Source organism: Flavobacterium niveum (assembly GCF_055231775.1).
The window spans coordinates 507,246-531,127 of record NZ_JBUYSX010000003.1 but is presented as its reverse complement, the minus strand read 5'-3'; the positions used below and the strand labels follow the sequence as shown (position 1 = coordinate 531,127).

Annotated in this window: 16 protein-coding genes; 10 read left to right on the top strand and 6 right to left on the bottom strand. The window is 47.4% G+C overall.

Features of this window, described 5'->3' with window-relative positions; genetic code table 11:
- Window positions 1–51 precede the first annotated feature (51 nt).
- The 5 genes from ACZIX4_RS10650 to ACZIX4_RS10630 all read right to left on the bottom strand — a co-directional run bounded on the left by ACZIX4_RS10650 (window position 52) and on the right by ACZIX4_RS10630 (window position 7,579).
- On the bottom strand, window positions 52–3,753 hold the full coding sequence (locus ACZIX4_RS10650) for a T9SS type B sorting domain-containing protein (RefSeq protein WP_463335617.1): 3,702 nt from the start codon (window positions 3,751–3,753) through the stop codon (window positions 52–54).
- Between the two features lie 351 nt (window positions 3,754–4,104).
- Entirely contained in the window at window positions 4,105–5,457 is a 1,353-nt protein-coding gene (locus tag ACZIX4_RS10645) for a sigma-54-dependent transcriptional regulator (protein ID WP_463335616.1), read from the bottom strand.
- Between the two features lie 13 nt (window positions 5,458–5,470).
- Window positions 5,471–6,085: an alpha/beta hydrolase gene (locus ACZIX4_RS10640; protein WP_463335615.1), complete on the bottom strand. Its 615-nt coding sequence runs from the start codon at window positions 6,083–6,085 to the stop codon at window positions 5,471–5,473.
- A complete protein-coding gene (locus ACZIX4_RS10635; protein WP_463335614.1) occupies window positions 6,078–6,383 on the bottom strand; it encodes a GNAT family N-acetyltransferase in 306 nt (101 codons plus the stop codon). The genes ACZIX4_RS10640 and ACZIX4_RS10635 overlap by 8 nt, the downstream gene beginning before the upstream one ends.
- Window positions 6,384–6,532: 149 nt before the next feature.
- Entirely contained in the window at window positions 6,533–7,579 is a 1,047-nt protein-coding gene (locus ACZIX4_RS10630; RefSeq protein ID WP_463335613.1) for a GntR family transcriptional regulator, read from the bottom strand.
- Window positions 7,580–7,769: 190 nt separating this feature from the next.
- On the opposite strand from ACZIX4_RS10630, the gene ACZIX4_RS10625 reads away from it, so the two are divergent.
- From ACZIX4_RS10625 to ACZIX4_RS10580, 10 genes are all read left to right on the top strand, one after another.
- Window positions 7,770–9,020 (top strand): DUF4861 family protein, encoded by a 1,251-nt coding sequence (locus ACZIX4_RS10625; RefSeq protein WP_463335612.1) that lies wholly within the window; start codon window positions 7,770–7,772, stop codon window positions 9,018–9,020.
- 41 nt (window positions 9,021–9,061) lie between these two features.
- Window positions 9,062–9,898, top strand: coding sequence for a 5-dehydro-4-deoxy-D-glucuronate isomerase (gene kduI / locus ACZIX4_RS10620; protein ID WP_463335611.1), 837 nt, complete (start codon window positions 9,062–9,064; stop codon window positions 9,896–9,898).
- Between the two features lie 27 nt (window positions 9,899–9,925).
- A complete protein-coding gene (locus ACZIX4_RS10615; RefSeq protein ID WP_463335610.1) occupies window positions 9,926–12,457 on the top strand; it encodes an alpha-L-arabinofuranosidase C-terminal domain-containing protein in 2,532 nt (843 codons plus the stop codon).
- Between the two features lies 1 nt (window position 12,458).
- On the top strand, window positions 12,459–14,390 hold the full coding sequence (locus ACZIX4_RS10610) for a family 43 glycosylhydrolase (protein WP_463335609.1): 1,932 nt from the start codon (window positions 12,459–12,461) through the stop codon (window positions 14,388–14,390).
- 41 nt (window positions 14,391–14,431) lie between these two features.
- Window positions 14,432–15,211 carry a gluconate 5-dehydrogenase gene (locus ACZIX4_RS10605; RefSeq protein WP_463335608.1) on the top strand — a complete coding sequence of 260 codons (780 nt, stop codon included), beginning with the start codon at window positions 14,432–14,434 and terminating at the stop codon, window positions 15,209–15,211.
- A 2-nt stretch (window positions 15,212–15,213) separates the two neighbouring features.
- A complete protein-coding gene (uxaC, locus tag ACZIX4_RS10600) occupies window positions 15,214–16,614 on the top strand; it encodes a glucuronate isomerase (protein WP_463335607.1) in 1,401 nt (466 codons plus the stop codon).
- A 19-nt stretch (window positions 16,615–16,633) separates the two neighbouring features.
- Complete coding sequence (locus tag ACZIX4_RS10595) at window positions 16,634–17,641, top strand: sugar kinase (protein WP_463335606.1); 1,008 nt, start codon at window positions 16,634–16,636, stop codon at window positions 17,639–17,641.
- A 52-nt stretch (window positions 17,642–17,693) separates the two neighbouring features.
- On the top strand, window positions 17,694–18,356 hold the full coding sequence (locus ACZIX4_RS10590; protein WP_463335605.1) for a bifunctional 4-hydroxy-2-oxoglutarate aldolase/2-dehydro-3-deoxy-phosphogluconate aldolase: 663 nt from the start codon (window positions 17,694–17,696) through the stop codon (window positions 18,354–18,356).
- A gap of 30 nt (window positions 18,357–18,386) precedes the next feature.
- Window positions 18,387–19,772 (top strand): MFS transporter, encoded by a 1,386-nt coding sequence (locus tag ACZIX4_RS10585; RefSeq protein ID WP_463335604.1) that lies wholly within the window; start codon window positions 18,387–18,389, stop codon window positions 19,770–19,772.
- Window positions 19,773–19,859: 87 nt separating this feature from the next.
- Window positions 19,860–22,187 carry a DUF2264 domain-containing protein gene (locus ACZIX4_RS10580; protein WP_463335603.1) on the top strand — a complete coding sequence of 776 codons (2,328 nt, stop codon included), beginning with the start codon at window positions 19,860–19,862 and terminating at the stop codon, window positions 22,185–22,187.
- A 331-nt stretch (window positions 22,188–22,518) separates the two neighbouring features.
- On the opposite strand, the gene ACZIX4_RS10575 is transcribed toward ACZIX4_RS10580, so the two are convergent.
- The gene (locus ACZIX4_RS10575) at window positions 22,519–23,877 is read right to left on the bottom strand and encodes a glycoside hydrolase family 28 protein (RefSeq protein ID WP_463335602.1); all 1,359 of its coding nucleotides are present in this window, start codon (window positions 23,875–23,877) and stop codon (window positions 22,519–22,521) included.
- Window positions 23,878–23,882 lie beyond the last annotated feature (5 nt).

Here is a 23,882-nt window from a genome sequence, read left to right as displayed (position 1 = left end):
AGCCCCGTAAATAATGGAAGAAGGCTGCGGCGGAAAAAAATATATACAGTACTAATTTCTTCTGTTTATGTATACCCAGCCGGTAAACGATTTACCGCCCGTATTTTCAAAAGAGTAGAAGTAAGTGCCTGTAGGCAGCTCATTACCGCTATTCGTCTGTCCGGCCCATTGGTTGGTATACGCGCCGTTGTAGCTGTACACCTCCAGGCCGTAACGGTTGAAGATGCTGATGTGCTTTACATCAAAATTCGTCAGGTCGAAGTTGTTGTTGTAGTCGCTGTCGCCCGGCGATATGCCCCTTGGTATTTCGCAGGCACCCTGTACAAGGCTTACAGGCGCTACAGTAAAGCAGCCGTCGTTGTTCTCAGCGCGGATGTATACGGTGCTTTCAGGCACGCCCGGAGCATAGGTTTCAGGGCTTGCTATGGCATTTGTACCTGCTGTGGCATCACTTTCAGATGTATAGTAATCATAAATGTACTCAGGCGTTAACTGCGCCTCGGCTATGGTAAGGTCAAATTCGGTACAACCTTCCACTACAAGCGGGGTGGCAATTTGCGGAGCATCAAGTACCGTCAGTGTAAATGACGTAGTGCTGTAGCAGTTGCCATTGTTAAGCCTTGCGTAGATGGTTTGCGGGTTTTGCGTATTCGCAAATGTGTTTGGTGAAGCAATAACATTCGTATTATCATCGGCGTCCTGCTGGGTGGTAAAATACGTTACCGTAAGCCCCTGCTGGTCGTTTATTATATCGGCATTTTGTTCTGTCAGGTCAAATTCAGCCGAACCATCAGCAACACTACCGTCGCAGTTGCTCAGGTTAGCTACTGTACCCGGTTGCGGCAGCGGGGTAACATTCAGGCTGAAGCTTGTTACCGTTTTACAGCCTGCGGCATTGGTAAGCGACGCATAAATTGTCTGTGGGCTTTGGGTGTTTGTAAACCCTGCCGGTGTAGCTATAGCATTGGTTCCTGCATCAGCATCTGCCTGACTGGTGTAGTACGCAAGGGTAATGCCCGCCTGCCCGTTGATTAGCGCAGCATCCTGTTGTGTAAGGTCGAACTGGGCAGTAGCGCTGCCTGCTGCATCTTCACACAGGTTAAGAGCTGTTACTGTACCGGCTACAGGTAGTGCAGTAGCATTCACTGCAAATGTTGCGTAAGCTTTACAACCGTTGGCATTCGTAAGCGTTGTGTAAATGGTTTGCGGGTTTACCGTATTGGTAAAAGCAGCAGGGGCAGCTATGGCATTGGTACCTGCTTCTGCATCGGCTTGGGAGGTATAGTAGGCCACGGTAATACCCGTTTGCCCGTTGATTAGTGCAGCGTCCTGCTGGGTAAGGTTAAATTGCCCATTGCCGCTACCGGCTGTGGTTTCGCATACCAGGATATTCGATACGTTACCAGCAACCGGAAGGGCAAAAGCACCTAAACTAAACGTTGTATAACTGCTGCAGCCCAAAGCATTGGTTACGGCTGCATATACAGTTTGCGGATTTGTAGTATTGTTAAACGCAGCAGGCGATGCTATGGCGTTTGTACCTGCCTCGGCATCGGCCTGGGAGGTATAGTACGTTACCGTAACACCGGTTTGCCCGTTGATTATGGCAGCATCCTGCTGGGTAAGGTTAAACGGCGCGCTGCCACTGCCTGCTGTGGTTTCGCATGCCGTAAGGTTGGCAGCGGTACCTGTAGAAGGTAACGCCGGAACACTGATTGTGAACGATGTAACGGCAATACATCCCGCCGCATTGGTCAGCCCTGCGTATATGGTTTGTGGGTTTACTGTATTGGTAAAGGTACCGGGGGTTGTTATGGCGTTTGTACCTGCTTCGGCATCGGCCTGTGTAATGTAGTACGCTACGGTAACACCTGTTTGCCCGTTGATGATTTCGGTATTCTTTTGTGTAAGGTCGAAAATTGTAAAGCCATCGCTTACAGCATCATCGCACAGGGTTATGCCGGTTACGGGGGCTACTGCCGGAGCAACATCTATAACAAGGCTAAAGCTTGTAGTAGTTACACAGCTGGTTGTAGCCGAAACTATCCTTACGTAAATATCAGCATTTGCCGATGTATAGGCCGAAAGGTCGCCTGTAAGGGCATTGGTGCCTGCATCGGCATCGGCCTGGGTAGTGTGGTAGGTCACGGTAAAATCTGCCGGAGATTGTGCACCCAATATTACAGCGGTTTGCGCCGCAACGTTAAACGCAGCCGTGTTTTCATCCGAACAAATGTGTAAGTCGGCAACAGTATTGGCCACCGGTGCTGCTGTTATGGTTACAGGTATGGTCCTCGTAACTGTGATTCCTGCCGCATTTTCAAAGGTTACGCTAACCGTATAGGTGCCTGATTGGGCATAACTGTGTGTTGGTGTAATAGCTGTTGATGTATTGGCACTGCCCGAAGCAGGGTCGCCAAAATCCCAGTTGGCGCTTACAATAGTGGCGTATGAGTTGATTTCAAAATTGGTATTGGTGCCTTCGCAAATGCCATTAAATTCTACGGTTTGCGCCTGGAACCATGAGGTTATAAAATTAGGTAGCGCATTGTAGCACGATTTTCCTCCAAGGTTAATGGCCAGTGCCTGGAAGTTACAGCCTGTACCCACTATATCCGGGTTATTTACTACGTGGATAGAAGTACTTCCCAGTATTTTTGCTACATATAGCTTACCGTCTATACCCAGTTGCAGTCCGCCTATAAGGCCGGGGTTTTGGGTGTAAATAGTGGTTTCAGAAGCCTGTATACCTGCTTCGGTACCGCTGGTGGTATCGTATTGGAACAGCGTATTCCAGCCGCCCCATACACCTACGCTGCTGGTAGTATATACCAGTTGGCTGTTTGGCGAAAACTCCAGTCCGTAACTTTGCCTTGTACTCAGTACCTTAGGGTTAGATACCATACCTGTAGCGGCATCAAAATCAAATAATTCCACACCACCCGATATGGTAGGGGAGGTTACCCAGTTGCTGGCGCCATAGTTTTTAGATACAGCAATTTTTGTACCGTCTGGAGATGTTTTCATTTCCCCCGGCAGGTTGTTCTCTTCCCACCATAGCGCGGGGATAAGCACCTGGCTGTGTACAGAGCCTACACTGCTTACCACGGGTGTTTCATTCACACCGGTACTGCTTACAAGAAACGCAATAAAATCAGGCCCGTCAGCTTTGTGTGATATTACCCAGATGCTTTCACCATCGGCATGGTACACAGCAGTAAGCTTTTCAGATACCGGTGTGGCAAGGTTTGTAGGCAGCGATGGGCCAAGCGGCCCGCCATTTACTTCGGTTATGCCACCAAGTCCACTGTTTTGGGTCATGTCTACGGTGTAGTAGTTGAGTCCCGCAGCCAGGAAACCATCTGTACTGTTTGTGGTAAAAATATAGTAAATCGAAGTACTGCCCGGTTTTGGGATGATGATAGACGACTGCGTAGAACTGTTAGATCCCGCCTGGTAATCGCTGTTAGCCAGCGGCAGGTGGTTTTGGTTATAAGCATTTACACCATTTGTATAAAACAAAAGCTGTCCGTCAGCAGTAGACACGGTACTGCAGCCTTCGCCGGCAGTAAGGGCGCTGTTAGTAAGTGCCACGGGGGCGCCGTTGTTAAAGTCGAGCCCGGCTTGTCCGCCAAAATACCATATGGCTGCCTGCTTCTGCGCAAACAATGCTAAGGGCAATGCAAGCAGCGCAAGGCTAAAAAAGTTTTTCATTGCAGAAGCAGCGTACCGCTTCCTGTTCCGCTCATTCATGGATACAAGTGTTTAGTTTTGACAAATTTTCAATATATCCCATGGGTTGGAATATAAAATAGCTTTGGTTTGAGGTCAGGCTACAAATTTATCTTATCTAAACAGTTAAAATACTGATAACCATATATAGAGGGTCTTGAAAAAGGGCGACATGTTTTGTAAAAAGTGTGACATTTAACAAGATGTCACCTTTTTTTCCTGCCGGGAATTGCTGTTTTATAAGGCTTTACTGCAAAATTCTGCAAAATTTGAAATAAAACAGCGACGCCTGTACATCATACGTTGTAGTCATATAATTTACAGGCGGGCTTTTTTTGTAAAAGGAGATTTTATGGAAAAAGTGAGGCAGTATCAGCGTATTTTGTACTCCTCAATTTTGCGGTACAGCGTGGCAATACCTATGCCCAGCAGCCTCGCTGCTTCGGCCTTATTGCCGTTAGTATAGTTAAGCACTTTTTGTATCTGTACCTTTTCGGCTGCGGCCAATGAAAATGCCGAAAGGGTTTTATCAGGAGCAGAAGTTTCGCTTTCACTAAGCTGCTGCATATCGAAGGGCAGGGTATCGGGGGTAAGCTCGTTACCGGTTTCCAGGATTACACTGCGTTCTATAATATTTTTCAGCTCGCGTACATTGCCCGGCCAGGGATGCAGCTTTAGTGCTTTCAGGTAAGTTGCAGTTACACCTTTAATAGTACGCCCTGTCTTTTTGTTGAATACGGTTATGAAGGAATTGGCCAGCACTTCCATATCTGAAGTACGCTCTCGCAATGCGGGCAGCTTTATTCCAAATATCGAAAGGCGGTAATACAAATCCTGCCTGAAACGGCCTGCTTCGATTTCTTTAAGCAGGTTACGGTTGGTAGCTGCCACCACACGCACATCGACTTTAGTGTTACGGCTTTGCCCGACTTTAATAAACTCGCCGCTTTCCAGCACACGCAGTAATTTAGCCTGAAGGTCCATTGCCATTTCGCCAAGCTCGTCCAGGAATATGGTACCGCCGTCGGCTTCTTCAAACAGGCCCTTTTTGTCTTTTATGGCTCCTGTAAATGCACCCGCCACATGCCCGAACATTTCACTTTCCAGCAGGTCGTGGCTAAAGGCAGCACAGTTTATGGCTACAAAAGGTTTGTTTTTTCTGGGGCTGTTTTGGTGCAGCGCATTGGCAAATACTTCCTTACCCGTACCGGTTTCCCCGTTGAGCAGTACCGTGGCATCGGTAGGGGCAACTTTCCGTGCCAGCTCCACTGCCTGGGTTATGCTTTTAGACGTCCCGGTTATGGTTTCAAAGGAATACTTCTTTTCCAGCTTGGCTTCAAGCACGTCCACGCGCTGCTGCAAGGCGCTTTTTTCTATGGCACGGTGCACCAGCGGGATGATTTTGTTGTTGTCGTCGCCTTTGGTTATATAATCAAAAGCGCCATTTTTTATGGCCTGTACACCATCGGGTATATTGCCGTACGCAGTGAGCAGTATTACCTCACATTCGGGGTATTTCTGTTTAATGGTTGCGGTAAGGTCTACGCCGCTGCCATCAGGGAGTTTTACATCGCACAGCACCACATCTATGGCTTCCCTGTCCAGTACTTTCAACCCTGACTTGCAGTCGGGTGCTTCGTACAGCTCAAAGCCTTCCAGCTTCAGTATGCGGGCTATGAGCCCCCTTAGTTTTTCCTCGTCGTCTATGACCAGTATCTTTTTCACGAACAGCAGTTTTTTATTCCCCGAAAATGAGTTGGTTGGTAAGCGTTATTTCGTCCTGGCTTATGGTATGCGGCATGCCGTCGTATACCTTAAGCGTTACCTTGGCGCCCATGTTTTCCATAATTTTTACGGTTTCCTCTACGCGCTCTACCGGCACATGGAAATCAGGGTTACTTGTGCCAATAAATACAGGTGTGCCATTAAAGCTGCCACCATAGTTTTCGGTATATACGCGGTCGCCTATAAGCCCGCCGGTATATACAACGATACCGCCGTAGCGTGTGGCATGGCGTGTGGTATATTCGCTAACAAGGCATGCACCCTGCGAAAACCCAAGGAAGTATATGTTTTCATCGGGTACGCCTGCGGCCTTAATGTTGGCTACCGTATCGGCCACTGCCTGCAACGATGCCGATAAAGAAGGCTCGTTCTGTGCAGGTGGTGCCAAAAAGGAGTAGGGGTACCAGGTATTCCCGGCTGCCTGTGGGGCTACAAATGTAAAGCCCTCAACATCCAGGTAATTGGCTATTGATAGTATGTCCTGGGCTGCGGCACCGCGCCCGTGTATCATAACAAGGACTTTATTTTCGGGTGATAGCGGTGCACCTGTTATAGTAAGGTTATTCATCTTCTGAAGATTTTAGCCAGATATCGTTATACATTTCCGGATGCCTTTTAAACTGTGCGTGTACATAAGGGCACAGCGCGCGCACCATAAGGTTGTTTTCGCGGACGTACGCTACCATAGTGGCAAGCAGTTGCCCTGCATAGCCTTTACCGGCGGCTTTTTCTTCTACACCGGTGTGGTATACGGTAAGTACGTTATCTTTTATGGAAAGTACCATTTCGCCCAGCTTTTCGCCTTCTTCATACAGGTTGAAGGCGCCGTGCTGGCGGTCGTCGAGTTCTAATTTGATTTCGGCCATAGTTGTTTTATTGGGATAAGGCAACGTTTGTCAGTTGCATAACAAATGTACAACGAAAAGGCGCAAACACGGCAGGCGTACGGGTATAAAAAAACGCCTTGTAAAACACGGATTATGTTTCACAAGGCGTACCTGTATTTTGTATTTGTTTACAGCGAGTTACGCTCTATATATTTAAACACGTTCTTTACGTGTTCTTTCTTGTTTTTCAGTATCATATACGCTGCTGATTCGCCCATAGCTACAAAATCGGTAGTGATTACTGTGATGCCCAACAGTTCCTTAAGCGGTGTTTCGTTATACGAAATAATTCCGATGTCATGCCCCAGTTGCAGGTTGTTGCTGCGCACCTGTCGCATCAGGTTTACCAGGTCGCGCTCCTGTATGGTAATGTATACGTCGCGCCCTTCAAATTCCATATCGTCATAAATCTCGTCCAGTATCTCAAAATCGATGTCAAACTCGGCACAAAACTTCTGGAAACCGTGGACTATACGGCGTGGGTAAGGGTTTACTGCTTTGCTTGGGTATACCAAAATCACCTTTTCGTACTTGCGTATTTTTTCAAAGGCTTCCTTCAGCGCGCTGTAAATATCGTTTTTAAAGTCCTGGTATATGGTGCCGTAGTTGCCTTTAATCATGGGCTTGGTGTTGTCCATCATTATAAGCTTGTCTTTCGGTATCTGCTCCATCACTTTCATAACCCGGTCGGTAAAGCTTACGTGGTTTGAATTTTCATCCCTGAAGTGCGACATCACCACATAGTAGTCATAAGCGCCAATGTTGCGTTCCAGTGCGTTTACAAACAGCGTTTCATCGCAGTGGTACAGGTACATGTCTACGTGTCCGTAGGGGCTTACTGCATTTACAAAAGAATCGTAAATAAGCATTTTGTAGGTGCTGGCCTTATTTACAAGGAAAAAGATGTTCAGCTTATCGGTCTTGTCTACGCGGGTTATGTAGTAGCCTTTTCCCTTAACCGATACTATGGTTTTGCGGTCGCGCAGTATCTTGTATGCTTTCTCTACCGTATCGCGGGAGAGGTAGCACATTTCACTCAGTTCGTTTATAGAAGGTATTTTTTCTCCAACCTTAATATTGCCTTTTGCAATGTCCCCTAAAATAGAATCAACAATCTGTTTATACTTAGGTATTCGCGAGCTTTCATTAATATTCAATTCAAACGTTTGCGTCATGGCTCTAAAAATTATGTTAAAATGTAAATGTATTAAATTATATTAATATTGCCCGTTAAATTCTGCCTTTTTTTAGCAGGACACTACAGGACATCACACTAACGCTTTAGCCTTATTTTTGGGCGTTAACGCGTAAATTATTAAAACGCTGCTGTTTGCTAAAACGTTTTCTTAATTTAAAAACATAATTATGAGCCGAATCGAAAAAATGCCTTATTTTGGCGGTGCTATAACCGGTAATCAATTCATGAAAAATATAAAAACATACAAAACAGCATCTGCCCTGATGCTGTTTACATTTCTTTCGGGGGCGCAACTTTATGCCCAAAAAAGCGTAACTGTAACCGTAAATAATACGTTGGGTTTTGAGCGAAAAGAAGTGGTGGCTGTATCTAAAAAGAGCCTGGCTGTATTCCTTAAAACCAATAAGGAAGAAAGCATTGGCGTAAAAAATAAGGCCACAGGGAAGTATGAAACCCTGCAATGGATAGATAATGATGGCGACGGCAAAAATGACGAGCTGCTTTTTGTAGCCGAAGTTAAGGCTAAAGGCAAAGCTGAATACCTGCTTGAGGACGCAAAAGGTTATGTAGTGCCAGCCACGAACGTGGTTGCATACTCGCGTTTTGTGCCTGAGCGTACCGATGATTATACCTGGGAAAATGACAAGGTGGCTTTCCGTACCTACGGACCCGATGCCCAGCAACGTACCGAGCAGAAACGTGAAAACGGCACACTGAGCAGCGGCATCGACGTGTGGCTGAAACGCACGCCTGAATCGGTTATAAACAAATGGTATAAAGGTTACGAAACCGACCCTATGTTTTACCACAAAGACCGTGGTGAAGGCTATGACCCGTATCATGTGGGCGGCAGCCGTGGTACAGGTGGTACTGGTGTTTGGGAAAAGGACAGCCTGCTGGTATCTAAAAACTTCGTGAGCTATAAAACCATTGCCAAAGGCCCGCTGCGTACGGTATTTGAACTTACCTATGCACCATACAGCGACTATGAGGTGAAGGAGGTAAAGCGTATATCGCTTGACCTTGGCAGTAACTTCTCAAAATTTGAAATCAGCTATACTTCTAAAAAGCCGTTGCCGAATTTTGCTACGGGTATTACCCTGCACAACAATGAAGGCCAGGCCGAGGTTTTTGCCGATAAAGGCATTTTCATCCACCATGAAAAAATGGACGGTACTTACATAGGCGAAGGTATTGTTATGGCTCCGTCTATCGTGCAAAAAGCTTTTGTAAACAAAAGCAAAACCAAGGACCAGAGCAACCTGATAATACTTACCAAGCCTGCCGGAAAAGTTACCTACTACGCCGGTTTTGCATGGGAAAAAGCAGGACAGGCTACTAACAATGCTGAATGGAATGCGCTGCTTACCAAACAGGCACAGGTAGTGGCCAGCCCGCTTACGGTTACCGTAAAATAACGAACAATAAAACGATTTAAAACACACACAATTATATTAAAATGACCAAATCAGAATTCAGGTACGCACACCACCCCGAAGATGTAAAATACTATACTACCGAAGAGCTAAGGGAGCATTTCCTTATCCCTACAGTGTTTGAGGAAGATACCATAAGCCTGGTGTACACCATGTACGACCGTTATATTGTAGGCGGTGCCATGCCGGTAAGCAAGCCGCTGGTGCTGGAAACCATAGATGAGCTTAAGGCTGATTACTTCCTGGAGCGCCGCGAGCTGGGTATTGTAAACGTGGGCGGAAAAGGTAAAGTAACTGTAGACGGTACGGTATATGAACTGGATAAGAAAGAAGCCCTGTATGTAGGCAAAGGAAATAAGGAAGTGATTTTTGAAGCGGTAGATGGCGAACAGCCTTATTTTTATATCAACTCGGCACCGGCGCACCATGCGTACCCTAACAAAAAAGTAGGTAAGGAAGATGCCGAAGTAATAGAGCTTGGCGACCAGAAGACGGCCAACCGCCGTACCCTGAACAAACTGATTGTAAACAGCATTGTACCTACCTGCCAGCTGCAAATGGGCCTTACCGAACTGCACGAAGGCAACGTATGGAACACCATGCCGTCGCACACGCATACCCGCAGGATGGAGGCATATTTCTATTTTGACCTTGCCAAAGGCCAGACTGTGAGCCACTTTATGGGTCAACCTGATGAAACCCGCCATATTTTTATGCAGGGCCACCAGGCGGTAATAAGCCCGGAGTGGAGCATACACTCGGGTTGCGGTACCAGCAATTACTCGTTTATATGGGGTATGGCAGGGGAGAACCTTGATTATGGCGATATGGACGCGGTACCTACCGACGAGCTGAAATAGCCTTTCTCAATCACCAAACCTATTTTAATGAAATCTACCTTTACGCTATATAACTACGTTCTTCTGTGCCTTGCATTTTTATTGGCACAACCTTTCGCTTACGCCGGTAATGGAAAAAGCCCGCACAAAGTATTCCTTTTTGCTTATGCTACCGAAAATAATGACGGACATAACGGCCTGCATTTCGCCTGGAGCCAGGATAAGGTTAACTGGCACGCCATAGGTCCTGAGCACAGTTTTTTAAAATGTGACTACGGTACCTGGGGCGGACAAAAGCGCATGCTTACGCCAACAGTTATTTTAGGTGCCGATGGCCTGTACCATTGCCTGTGGAGTGTAAATGAGGAAGATAACATCCTTGCGCATGCCGCCAGTAAAGACCTGATACACTGGAAACGCCAGACCTACATTCCTGTAATGCCAAATGGCGGCAGGGTTTATAATCCTGAAGTGAAACTTGTTAACGGCGCATATGAGGTAAGCTGGCAGGATAACGATAAGCTATATACAAGCAAAACTACCGATTTTAAGAAGTTCAGCGCGGCACAAACCGGTGATGCTTCTCTACGTGCCGCTATACAATTGTACCGTATAAACGGCAACCTGGAGCAGGGTACCGTTTGGGAAGCCGAATGGGAACTGGTAGATGGCCTGATAAGGGCCATGGAGGTAGCCAAATACAGGAAGGCAAATAACAGTGCCTCGGCGAAATCAGACAGTGCATTGTTTGTGGGCTTAAAGCCTGTGGTGGCTGAGATAAAAATAAACACGGCCAACAAAAAGAAGATAAGCAACCTGCTTACAGGCGTGTTCTTTGAAGATATTAATTACGCTGCCGACGGTGGCCTGTATGCCGAACTGGTACAGAACCGTGGCTTTGAATACACTGCGGCCGACAAGCGCGGCAAAGACAAAAACTGGAACGTACGCACTGCATGGAGTGGCGATTTCAGGATAGACAGCCTAAAGGGCATCCATGCCAATAACCCGCATTTTGCTGTGATTAAGAACGGCAGCATTACCAATTCGGGTTTTGACGGTATTCCCGTTAAGGCCAATGAAAAATACAATTTCAGCATTTTTGCCAAAGGTGCCAAATGTACCGTGAAGCTTATTGATGCTTCGGGTGCTGTATTGGCGCAGGCCGATATTAAGCCCGGCGCTGCATGGAAAAAATGCACAGCGGTGCTGAAGCCCGTTAAAACAGTAGCCGATGCCCGCCTGGAAATCACTACGCAAGGCGAAACGGCTGTAGATATGGTATCGCTTTTCCCTGAAAAGACATTTAAAAACCGCAAGAACGGCTTGCGTGCCGACCTTGCACAAACGGTGGCGGATATCCACCCTAAGTTCGTACGCTTCCCCGGCGGATGCGTGGCGCACGGTAACGGCCTGGACAACATTTACCGCTGGAAAAACACCGTTGGCCCGCTTGAAGCCCGCAAGCCGATGCGTAACATCTGGAACTACCACCAGAGCATGGGGCTTGGCTATTTTGAATATTTCCAGTTTTGTGAAGACATAGGTGCCCAGCCGGTTCCGGTGCTTGCTGCCGGTGTGCCGTGCCAAAACTCGTCGGTAGGCGGGGCGGGACAGCAGTTTGGCATCCCTATGGAACACATGGACGAGTACGTTCAGGATGTGCTGGACCTTATAGAATACGCAAACGGCAGTGCCAATACACCATGGGGTAAAGTCCGCGCCGAAGCAGGGCACCCTAAGCCGTTTAACCTGAAGTATATTGGTATTGGCAATGAAGACCTTATAACCGATGTATTTGAGGAACGCTATACCATGATTGTAAATGCCGTTCGTAAAAAATACCCCGATGTTACCATAATAGGTACCGTGGGGCCATTCTTTGAAGGCGCTGATTACGATGAAGGCTGGGCCATTGCCGATAAGTTGCAACTGCCTTTGGTAGATGAGCATTACTATGAGTCGCCGGGCTGGTTTATCAACAACCAGTCGTTCTATGATGCATATGACAGGTCGAAATCTAAAGTATACCTTGGCGAATATGCCTCATGGGGCAATACGCTGTATAACGCGCTTGCTGAGGCACTGTACCTTACAGCCATAGAGCGTAACGGCGATGTGGTAAGCATGGCAAGCTATGCTCCCATGCTGGCACGTGAAGGCCACACCCAGTGGAACCCCGACCTGATTTACTTTAACGGTACCGAAGTGAAGCCTACGGTTAACTACTTCGTGCAGAAATTATACGGTGAAAACCCTGGCGACAGCTACGTGAACAGTACCGCAATTATACGCGAAACCAATACCGAAGCGGTAAAACGTATAGGAGTTTCAACTACTGTTGATGCTGCTACGGGCGATGTAATCATCAAGCTGGTAAACCTGCTGCCTGTTGCCGTGAAGCCTGCAATCAGCACTGAAGGCCTTACAGCAAAAGGGACGGCTACGTATACGGTGCTTACTGAAAAGCCTGAAAGCAAATCAGGTAAACCGGTAACCACGCAGCTTGCCGTACAGGATGCCTTTAAAAAGGAACTTCCGCCGTATTCGTTTACCGTAATCCGCCTAAAAACCAAGTAAGATGAAAAAGCTCACCACGGTGCTAGCACTATACATTGCCACGTTTTTTGCCAATGCACAGCAGGCACCTGAAGCCGTACCCGATAAAGACCTTACTGCCTATCTGTTTGTGTATTTTGCAGGCAAGGATGCAGGCAATGCCAACCACGAGGCGGTGCGCTATGCCATCAGCCCGGACGGTTATCATTACTACGCGCTTAATAGTAACCTGCCCGTGCTGGACAGCAAGGTAATAAGCACCACAGGCGGCGTGCGCGACCCGCATATCCTTCGTGGTAAGGACGGAAAGACGTTCTACATGGCCTGTACCGATATGGTGGCTGCCAAAGGCTGGGACAGCAACCGCGCCATGGTATTGCTCAAGAGTACTGACCTTATCAACTGGACGAGCACGGTTATCAACATCCAGACTACCTATCCGGGTAATGACGACCTTAAACGTGTTTGGGCACCGCAAACGATATATGATGAAAAGGCGGGCAAGTACATGGTGTATTTCAGCATGAAGCACGGCGACGGCCCTGATACCATTTATTATGCTTATGCCAACAAAGATTTCACTGCGCTTGAAGCGGCGCCAAAACCGTTGTTTATCCCGAAGAACGGCAAGGCTTGCATCGATGGCGATATTATAGAGAAAGACGGTGTGTTCCACCTGTTTTATAAAACGGAGACTGAAACTCCCGGCATTAAGGTGGCTACCACTACTGATTTAATATCAGGACAGTGGAAGGAATTCCCTGAATACCTGCAGCAAACCAAAGACGCTGTAGAGGGTGCAGGTGTATTTAAGCTGAACCACAGCGACGAATACATACTGATGTACGATGTGTACAAAAGCGGTAAGTACCAGTTTACCAAAAGTACCTGCCTGCAGCATTTTACTGCGATAGACAATGAGGTAACCATGGATTTCCATCCGCGACACGGTACTATACTGCCCATAACACGCAGCGAACTGAAAGGGCTTATTGCCAAATGGGGCAAGCCTGCTGCTTATCCGCAGATAAACAGCAACCCGGTGCTGGAGGGCTTTTATGCCGATCCTGAAATTCTGTACAGCAACAAGACCGGCAAGTACTACATTTATCCTACCAGCGATGGTTTTGATAACTGGGGCGGGTATTATTTTAAAACCTTTTCATCAGACAACCTTAAGGACTGGAAAGATGAGGGTGTAATCCTCGACCTGAAAAAAGATGTCAGTTGGGCCAAAGCCAATGCCTGGGCACCCTGCATCGTTGAGAAAAAGATAAAAGGCAAGTACAAATACTTTTACTACTTCACAGGTGCCAAGAAGATAGGCGTGGCGGTGTCAGACAATCCTACGGGGCCGTTTGTAGACAGCGGTAAGGCGTTAATCGACTTTAAACCCGAGGGGATTACCCGTGGGCAGGAGATAGACCCTGATGTGTTTACCGACCCTAAAAGCGGCAAAACCTACCTGTACTGGGGCAATAGTTATATGGCTGTAGCCGAACTGAACGAGGATATGGTTTCGATAAAGAAAGAAACCCTGAAGACACTGAATATCGACAAGACTTTCCGTGAGGGGACGTATGTTATTTACTGCAAGGGTACCTATTACTTTATGTGGAGCGAGGACGATACCCGCAGCCCGAATTACAAGGTGCGCTACGGTACGGCAAAATCGCCAACAGGGCCTATAACCATAGCCGAAAACAACATTGTTATACAAGCCGATAAGGAGCAGGGTATTTACGGTACCGGCCACCATTCGGTAGTGCAGGTGCCGGGCAAGGACGAATGGTACATTGTTTACCACCGTTTCCCGTACCCTAACGGGCAGGACATGGGGCCGTCGGCAGGGTACCACCGCGAGGTATGCATTGACAAACTTGAATTTGACAAAAACGGGAACATCCTGCAGGTAAAGCCTACGCTACAGGGCGTTTCGTTAGAAAAGAAATAAGCTGTGTGCTACAGCATCGGCTAAAAAATAAACACACAATTATGGGATTATTTAGTTTACAAGGAAAAAGGGCAGTAATAACCGGTGGCACGCACGGGCTGGGCATGGCCATGGCCGAAGGGCTTGCCATAGCAGGGGCTGAGCTTATCATAACCGGTACCACGCCGTCTAAATTAGAAGAAGCATTACAATACTATAAAGGCAAAGGTTACACGGCATCGGGCTATTTGTTTGATGTTACCGATGAAGCCGCTGCCATAGAAAACATAGCAAAAATAGAGGCTGACGGCCCTATAGATATTTTGGTGAATAATGCGGGCATCATAAAGCGCGTACTGGCGGTAGACATGCCCGTGGAAGATTTCCGTAGGGTAATAGATGTAGACCTTGTGGGCGCATTCATTATGAGCAGGGAGGTAGCCAAATACATGATAGGCCGCCGCAGCGGGAAAATCATCAACATCTGTTCTATGATGAGTGAGCTGGGCCGTACCAATGTAACTGCCTATGCTGCTGCAAAAGGAGGCCTTAAAATGCTTACTAAGAACCTTGCTACTGAGTGGGCGCCGTATAACATACAGGTAAACGGTATCGGCCCGGGTTATTTTGCGACAAGCCAAACGGCCCCGATACGTGTAGACGGTAACCCGTTTAACGAGTTTATCATCAGCCGTACACCGGCAGGCCGATGGGGCGACCCGGAAGACCTGGCAGGTACCGCAGTATTCCTTTCTTCTAAGGCGAGCGACTTTGTAAACGGGCAAATCATTTATGTAGACGGTGGTATACTGGCCACCATTGGCAAACCATCTAACGAATAATCATGGCTACACCTTTTATAACCGATACTTTTTTACTGCAAAATAAATTTGCAGAGGAGCTGTACTTCAACTACGCTGAAAAACAGCCGATAATAGACTACCACAACCATTTGCCACCGGCTGAAATTGCCACTAACAAAGCGTTTGATACCATTACGCAGCTTTGGATAGGCGGCGACCATTATAAGTGGCGTGCCATGCGTACCTGGGGCATTGACGAAAAATACATTACAGGTACTGCGCCCGACGATGAGAAATTCGCCGCATGGGCAAAGACACTGCCACACACACTGCGTAACCCGCTGTTTCACTGGACACAGCTGGAACTGAAGCGTTACTTTGGCATAGATGCATATCTTAACGAGGGCAATGCCAAAGAAATTTACACAGCCATAAACGAAAAGCTGAAACTGCCGGAGTACACCACTCAGGGTCTGCTTACACAAATGAATGTGGAAATGCTGTGTACTACCGAAGACCCAATCGATACGCTGGAACACCACCAGGCGTTGGCCAACGGTACCTTTAAAACAAAAGTAAGTACGGCATTCCGTCCGGATAAGGCGGTTTTGATTGAAAATGAGAACTATAATGATTATCTTGGTCAACTTGAAAAGGCTGCCGGGGTAACCATCAACACCTATAACGACCTTAAAGATGCGTTGCTGAAACGCCTGGATTTTTTCCATGAAAATGGCTGCCGCATCAGCGACCTTGGTTTTAACCAGCTGCCTTTTGAATCGTTTACCGATGCAGAGGTAAGCGCCATCTTTGAAAAGAGGCGTTCGGGTAACGGCCTTACGGTTCTGGAAGCCGATAAGTTTAAAACGGCACTGCTACTCTTCCTTTGTGAAGAGTATGCAAACAGGGGTTGGGTACAGCAGTTCCACCTTGGTGCGCTGCGAAATAACAACGCCCGTATGCACAGGCTTTTGGGCGCCGATACCGGTTGGGACAGCATAGGCGATTACGCTCAGGCTACAACGCTGAGCAATTTCCTGAATGCGCTGGACGGTAAGGATAAACTTGCCAAGACCATATTGTACAACCTTAACCCGGCTGATAACGAACTGTTTGCCACCATGTGCGGTAACTTTAACGACGGTTCGGCGCGCGGCAAGGTGCAGTACGGTTCGGGCTGGTGGTTCCTTGACCAGAAAGACGGCATCATAAAGCAGCTTAACGCTTTGAGTAATATGGGACTATTAAGCGCTTTTGTGGGGATGCTTACCGATTCGCGCAGCTTCCTGTCGTTCCCGAGGCACGAGTATTTCCGCAGGGTATTGTGCAACCTTTTGGGACAGGAAATGGAAAGCGGCGAGCTTCCGCAGGACACTGCATGGGTGGGCAGCATGGTATCGGACATCTGCTACCGCAATGCAAAAGAGTATTTTGAATTTTAATCCGCCAAAAAATATATAAATGGGCAAGGTAGTAACCTTTGGCGAAGTGATAATGAGGCTTTCGCCGCCGGGATTCAACAAAATGAAGCAGAGCAATTCCCTTGATTTTTTCTTCGGGGGGACTGAAATGAATGTGGGTGCTTCACTGGCGCAGTTTGGCCTTTCGGTACAGCACGTAAGCAATGTAAGCGATGATTTTGTAGGTACTGCCGCAATCGGCTGCATGCAGGGTTATGGTATAGACACGGCACACATTACTAAAGTAAAACACCCGCTGGGGCTGTACTTTATGGAAGTGGGCAGTGGGCTTCGCGCCAGCCAGATAACCTATAACAGGCTGCACGGCGCTTTTGCCAACATACAGCCGGAACAGGTAGACTGGGAAAAGGTATTGGACGGCTGCACGCTGCTGCACTGGACGGGAATTTCCCCGGCAATTAGTGAAGGCGCTTACCAAACCCTTAAAGAGGGATTGACCCTTGCCAAACAAAAAGGCATTACCATTACTGCCGACCCGGCCTACCGCAGTAACCTGTGGCAGTACGGCCGCAACGGTTTTGAAGTATTGCGAGAACTGGTGGGGCTTAGCACCGTATTTATAGGCGGCGTAAATGAAGTGAATGAAATATTGGGTACTGATTTCAGCAGGGATGAGGCAGGCTTTATAGCTTCGGCACAAAAGCTTATGGAAACCCTGCCCGGCATCACCACAGTATACGACAAGATACGTACGGGGCTGAGTGCCACGCACCAGAAAATATATGCACAGGCGTGGGATGGTACTGCTTTCTATACCACACCGGAAATAGAAATATCAGACGTGGTAGACCGTATAGGTACCGGCGATGCGTATGCAGCAGGGCTTATTTACGGGCTTGAAACTGCTATGGGCATGGAGGAAACCCTGGCATTTGCCAATGCGGCCTGTGCGGTAAAGCATACCATAGTAGGCGATGTAAACCTGGCTTCGGTAGCTGAGATAAGCGAGGTGGCGGGTGGCAATACAAGCGGCAGGCTGAAACGATAGCCTGCTTTTTTAAACCAAAATTTTCAAACGATATAGTTAATAACAATACATAATGAGCGATAAGGATACCATTATACAAGCCATAAAACAACAGGGATTACTTCCCCTTTATTTCCATGCCGATGAAGCCGTGAGTGTAGAAATACTACGCGTGCTGTACCGTGCAGGTATCAGGGCGGTGGAATATACCAATAGAGGGGCGGCTGCTTTTGCCAACTTTACTGCTTTGGCAAAGCTTCGCGATGCTGAGATGCCGGGCCTTTACCTGGGCATTGGCACACTGAAAACAGTTGATGAAGCACAGAATTACAGGCATGCCGGTGCCGATTTTTTAATCAGCCCCGGGTTTGTACCTGAAATTGCCCATTACGCGGTAGAAAACGGCCTGCTGTATGCACCGGGCTGTATGACACCTACTGAAATCATCGCTGCCGAAAAAGCCGGTGTTACGTTCGTAAAGCTGTTCCCGGGCAATGCACTTGGGCCTGATTTTATGCGCAGTATAGCGGCGGTGTTCCCTAACCTTAGCTTTATGCCTACCGGTGGTGTGGAGCCTACAGTAGAGAGCATTAAATCCTGGTTTGATGCCGGGGTGTGTGCCGTAGGTATGGGCAGCAACCTGGTAAGTAAGGCGCTTGTAGAAAGCCGCGATTACACTGCCATAGAAAACAATACCGCGACTGTATTGCAAATGGTACAATCCATTAAAGGATAACCCTTTGCACAAACCATAAAACAAATAAACATGAGTACAAATACCCTGCAATCTATAGGCCGTTACCGCTGGACCATCTGTTCCCTGCTGTTTGTGGCCACTACCATAAACTACCTGGACAGGCAGGTACTGAGCCTGCTTGCGCCCGACCTTTCTAAAGAATTTGGCTGGAGTGAGTCTGATTATGCCGATATTACTGCGGTATTCCAGTTTATCTATGCACTTTCCATGCTGTTTGCCGGCAGGTTTATAGATAAGCTTGGTACCAAATGGGGCTATGCCATTGCTATTGTTGTATGGAGCCTTGGCGCTATTTTGCATGCCAAATCGGTTCCGGTAGGTGGGGCGTTAAGCCCGTTATTGCAGGGTATAGGCATTGTTGCCGCACCGTCAATCATAGGTTTTATGATAAGCCGCGCCGTACTTGGCTTTGGCGAGGCGGGTAACTTCCCCGCAGCCATTAAGGCCACCGCCGAATATTTCCCGAAAAAAGAAAGGGCGTTAGCTACGGGTATTTTCAACTCGGGAGCTAACATCGGTGCTATACTGGCACCCATCAGTGTACCTGTTATCGCAGCGGCATGGGGCTGGGAATGGGCTTTTAAAATAGTAGGCATTGCCGGCTTTGTATGGCTAATATTTTGGCTCCTGTTCTATGAAAAGCCTGAAAAGCAAAAAAGGCTTTCGGCATCAGAATACGAATATATCAATAGCGATGTCGAAGATAAACCATTAGAGGCAGTTGAACCAAAACACGAGGCTGCTGAAGCTAAAGTTTCATGGTTCAGTCTTTTAGGTTATAAACAAACCTGGGCCTTTGTGTTTGGTAAATTCATGACAGACGGTGTATGGTGGTTCTTCCTGTTCTGGTTGCCAAAATACCTTGCTGCACAATACAACATGGAATCTAAAGACATGCAGTTGCCACTGGCAGTGCTGTATACCATGACCATGTTTGGCAGTATAGGCGGCGGCTGGTTCCCCAAGTATTTTATAAAGAAGGGGTACAGTGCGTATGACGGGCGTATGCGTGCCATGCTTATCATAGCGCTTTTCCCGCTTATAGTGTTGCTTGCACAGCCTTTGGGCGGTTCCAGCTACTGGATGCCGGTATTGCTTATAGGTATTGGCGCCAGTGCACACCAGGCTTGGAGCGCTAATATCTTTACCACGGTGAGCGATATGTTCCCTAAAAAGGCGGTGGGCAGTGTAGTAGGTATTGGCGGTATGGCGGGTGGTATAGGCGGTGTTATCGTTACCAAAGTAGGCGGTGCGCTGTTTGACCATTATAAAGCATTAGGCCATATAGAAACCGGCTACACCATAATGTTCTCGTTTTGTGCCGTGGCCTATATTGTGGCCTGGTTTGTAATGAAAACACTGGTACCTAAATACAAGCCTATTACCGACCTGTAGTATAAAATTAAAGATATTTATTAGTTACATCGTTTGAGATATTGCATAAAGCCGATATATTTACGGCTCAGTCAAAATCATTTTACTATGTACAAACACAACATTGTTGTAAAGCCACTCTTATGCCTTTTGGTGTGCCTTTCCGGGTATTATTCTTTTGCCCAAAAAAAGGATAGCCCCGAACAGGTACGCAAAATAATCGATAAGGTAAATACCTACTGGCAAACCCATAACACACCGCAAAACCGTGCGTTTTGGGATAATGCCGCCTACCATACCGGTAACATGGAGGCCTATATGCTTACGGGCAATGAAAAGTACCGTGCCTATTCTGAAGCGTGGGCGGAACATAACCAATGGATGGGGGCCAAAGGAACCAACAAGGCAGAATGGAAATCTACCTACGGTGAAACCGATGATTATGTGCTGTTTGGCGATTACCAGATATGTTTCCAGGTACATGCCGATTTATACAACCTTTTGCCGGAAAACCGTAAGATAGCTCGCGCAAAAGAAGTAATGGAGTATGAGATGTCTACTCCACGAAACGATTACTGGTGGTGGAGTGACGGCCTGTATATGGTAATGCCGGTAATGACCAAAATGTACAAGATTACCAACAACAGGCAGTACCTGGACAAACTATACGAATACCTGTCGTATGCCGACGGGATTATGTTTGACAAAGATGAAAACCTGTACTATCGTGATGCCAAATACGTGTACCCGCAGCACAAAAGTGTGAATGGTAAAAAGGATTTCTGGGCGAGGGGAGACGGTTGGGTATTGGCCGGTTTGGCAAAGGTTATAAAAGACCTGCCAGCCGATTATAAGCACCGCGATTTCTTTGTGCAGAAGTTCCAAAATATGGCGAAAGCCGTGGCAGCCATACAACAACCCGAAGGCTACTGGACACGTAGCATGATGGATGCACAGCATGCCCCCGGGCCTGAAACCAGTGGTACGGCATTCTTTACGTACGCTATGTTGTGGGGCGTAAACAATAATTATTTAGACAAAACGGCTTTTATGCCGGTAATTAATAAAGCGTGGGGTTACCTCAAAACTACCGCCCTGCAAAAAGACGGCCGTATCGGTTATGTGCAGCCCATAGGGGAGAAGGCCATACCGGGACAAGTGGTTGATGCTAATTCTACAGCCAACTTTGGTGTGGGGGCATTCCTTTTAGCAAGTTGCGAGTACGTTCGCTTTTTGGAAGCGGAAAATGAAGCAGGCAAGGACAGGGCCTACTGGAGTGCACTTGCGTATAAGATTGCAGAACCTGTGCTACGCAATATGGCCGAGGGTAAACTACAGCAAAACATGCTGGTAGAAGTTAGCCCGGCTTGGGATGGACGCGATAAGAAAGTAACCTATATGGAAGCTTTCGGCAGGCTGATGGCTGGTATTTCGCCATGGTTGAGTTTACCCGATGATGCTACTAATGAAGGTAAAATGCGCAAGCAGCTGCGTGAGTGGGCCTTGAAAAGTTATACTAATGCCGTAGACCCTAATAGCCCTGATTACCTGCTGTGGCGAGGGCATGGGCAGGCGCTGGTAGATGCAGCCTATATTGCCGAGAGTTTTTTACGTGCGTATGATGCGCTTTGGGTACCATTAGATGCTGAAACCAAAAAACGCTACATAGAGGAGTTTACCCAGCTGCGCCGCATAGACCCGCCGTATACCAACTGGGTGCTGTTCTCAGCTACGGTGGAAACGTTCCTTGCCAAGGCAGGGGCACCGTATGACGAGTACCGTATCAATTTGGCGATACGCAAGGTAGAGGAGTGGTACGTGGGTGACGGCTGGTATGCCGACGGGCCTTCGTTTTCGTTTGACTATTACAGCAGCTACGTGTTCCACCCGATGTACCTGGAAACCTGCCAGGGGATGAAGGATGTGCATGCCAATACACGTATTGACTATGAAAAATACTATGACCGCGAACTGAAACGCGCGCAAAAATATGCCCTCGTACTGGAGCGTTTTATTTCGCCTGAAGGTACGTTCCCGGTGTTTGGGCGCTCTATACCGTACCGTATGGCCACCATGCAGCCCCTTGCGCTTATGGCGCAATACCAGCGCCTTCCGGAGGGTGTAACCAACGGACAGGTACGTGCCGCGCTTACTGCCGTAATGAAGAGGATGTTTGACAAACAAAATAATTTTAATGCCAAAGGTTACCTGACGATAGGCTTTGCCGGAAGCCAGGTAAATGTATCGGACTGGTATACCAATAACGGAAGCCTGTACATGACTTCACTGTCGTTTATGCCGCTTGGCCTGCCTGCCACGCACCCGTTCTGGACGGATGCCCCACAGGACTGGACGAGCAAAAAGGCATGGGGTGGGCAGCCGTTCCCGAAAGACCACCATTGGGATGATGATATAAAAACAAGGGATAAGTTTTAAATACCCAAAAGAATTTAGTGTGTTGTTTTAAGTTCGCGGCCCGTTATTGGTTTCAATAACGGGCCGCTTTAATTTTTGAGGATAGGGAATTTTATCTATTCTAAATTGATTTTTAGTCATTCCCTATATTTTTACCACAAAGGCCACAAAGTTTTTCACAAGGTTCACACAAAGACAACAATCCAAGTTATTGGATTGAAGGCCACAAGGCTTTACGCAACAGCTTTGTGGCCTTCTGCCGATGGCGGACAGGTTTTGCTTCGTGTATCTCCGTGAAAAACTTTGTGGCCTTTGTGTAAAATTAAAAAATAACGGTGTTGAACTATTTACATTACTTTGTTTCGGTAAACTGTAACAGGTTTTCGTGGATGTGTTCCTTTTCCCTTACGGTTACCGCACTTACGTTTTTAAGCGATACCTGTTGTATGGGTAGCTCTTTTTCGCCCAGTATACGCGAAATAAACTTTACATCGGTAGCCTTTACATTGGTAAGGTGGATTCCCGAAATAGGGGTGAGCCTGCGCTCGTACATGGGTACGAGGTTTTTCCATTGGTATATAACATCGGTTTCTATGCCCAGTATTCCCAGGTCTATCTTACCCGATTCCACATTCTGCATGTAAATGTTTTTCATGTAACCGCCCCTGCGTTCGTTGGTTTTCAGGAACAGGAGGTGGTTCAGCTTGGCGCCGTCGACTACTTTGCAGTTATCAATAAACACATTCTCCACACCACCGCTCATTTCGCTGCCTATGGCTACCAATTGGTGGCCGTTCTTTACAAGGCAGTTGCGAATCACGATATTCTTAGCAGGTGTATTAAGCCTCCATGCATCCTGGTCACGCCCTGATTTTATGGCAATGGCATCATCTCCCTGGTCGAAAACACAGTCTTCAATAAGTACGTTCTGGCTCATTTCGGGGTCTACGCCGTCGTTGTTATGCCCGTGGGCAAAAACATTCACCTTGCGTATCACCACGTCATTGCACAGGTAAGGATGTATCACCCAAAACGGGCTGTCTTTAATGGAAACGCCTTCCAGCAATACATTTTTGCAACGGTTAAACTGTATAAACTGCGGCCTCAGGTTTGCCGAGTCATTTACCATTTGTCGCTGCTCTACCGGTACGTTTTTAGCACACTGGTTGTATAATAGCTTCAGGCTGTTCATGTGGCCTGCGGGCCTTGCAAACCACTTCTCCCAGGTTTCCATACCGGCTTTTAGCGTGCCTTTACCCGTTATGGCTACATTTGTACAATTGTGGGCGTAAATAAGGGGTGAGTAGTTATAGCACTCCATACCCTCCCAGGTGGTGTGTACGGCAGGCAGGTAATCTTTCGGGTCAGCTGAAAACAGGAGTACGGCACCTTCCTGTAAATGCAGGTTTACATTGCTTTTAAAATGGATGCTGCCGGTAACCCATTCGCCCGGTGGTATTATTACTGTACCGCCATTCCTTTTACTGGCTTCGCTTATGGCTTTGGTTATGGCGGCAGTGTTCTTTTCTTTATTTCCCTTAACGGCACCGTAATCAGTAATGTTGAATTTTGGGCATTTACTGAAATCTGCTACCTGTATGGCAGGCATTTCAAAAGGAGCATCTATCTTAATTTTTGTTATTGCCGGTCCTTTTTGGCTGTAGCATGATGCCAGTGTAAGGCTTGCCAGCAGTATAAGTAATCTTTTCATGGTTT

Excerpts from the sequence above, each read along its gene's own strand:
- ACZIX4_RS10650 (WP_463335617.1), bottom strand. The coding sequence starts at position 3,753 with ATGAATGAGCGGAACAGGAAGCGGTACGCTGCTTCTGCAATGAAAAAC.
- ACZIX4_RS10640 (WP_463335615.1), bottom strand. The coding sequence starts at position 6,085 with ATGAATAACCTTACTATAACAGGTGCACCGCTATCACCCGAAAATAAA.
- ACZIX4_RS10635 (WP_463335614.1), bottom strand. The coding sequence starts at position 6,383 with ATGGCCGAAATCAAATTAGAACTCGACGACCGCCAGCACGGCGCCTTC.
- ACZIX4_RS10630 (WP_463335613.1), bottom strand. The coding sequence starts at position 7,579 with ATGACGCAAACGTTTGAATTGAATATTAATGAAAGCTCGCGAATACCT.
- ACZIX4_RS10625 (WP_463335612.1), top strand. The coding sequence starts at position 7,770 with ATGAGCCGAATCGAAAAAATGCCTTATTTTGGCGGTGCTATAACCGGT.
- kduI (WP_463335611.1), top strand. The coding sequence starts at position 9,062 with ATGACCAAATCAGAATTCAGGTACGCACACCACCCCGAAGATGTAAAA.
- ACZIX4_RS10615 (WP_463335610.1), top strand. The coding sequence starts at position 9,926 with ATGAAATCTACCTTTACGCTATATAACTACGTTCTTCTGTGCCTTGCA.
- ACZIX4_RS10610 (WP_463335609.1), top strand. The coding sequence starts at position 12,459 with ATGAAAAAGCTCACCACGGTGCTAGCACTATACATTGCCACGTTTTTT.
- ACZIX4_RS10605 (WP_463335608.1), top strand. The coding sequence starts at position 14,432 with ATGGGATTATTTAGTTTACAAGGAAAAAGGGCAGTAATAACCGGTGGC.
- uxaC (WP_463335607.1), top strand. The coding sequence starts at position 15,214 with ATGGCTACACCTTTTATAACCGATACTTTTTTACTGCAAAATAAATTT.
- ACZIX4_RS10595 (WP_463335606.1), top strand. The coding sequence starts at position 16,634 with ATGGGCAAGGTAGTAACCTTTGGCGAAGTGATAATGAGGCTTTCGCCG.
- ACZIX4_RS10590 (WP_463335605.1), top strand. The coding sequence starts at position 17,694 with ATGAGCGATAAGGATACCATTATACAAGCCATAAAACAACAGGGATTA.
- ACZIX4_RS10585 (WP_463335604.1), top strand. The coding sequence starts at position 18,387 with ATGAGTACAAATACCCTGCAATCTATAGGCCGTTACCGCTGGACCATC.
- ACZIX4_RS10580 (WP_463335603.1), top strand. The coding sequence starts at position 19,860 with ATGTACAAACACAACATTGTTGTAAAGCCACTCTTATGCCTTTTGGTG.
- ACZIX4_RS10575 (WP_463335602.1), bottom strand. The coding sequence starts at position 23,877 with ATGAAAAGATTACTTATACTGCTGGCAAGCCTTACACTGGCATCATGC.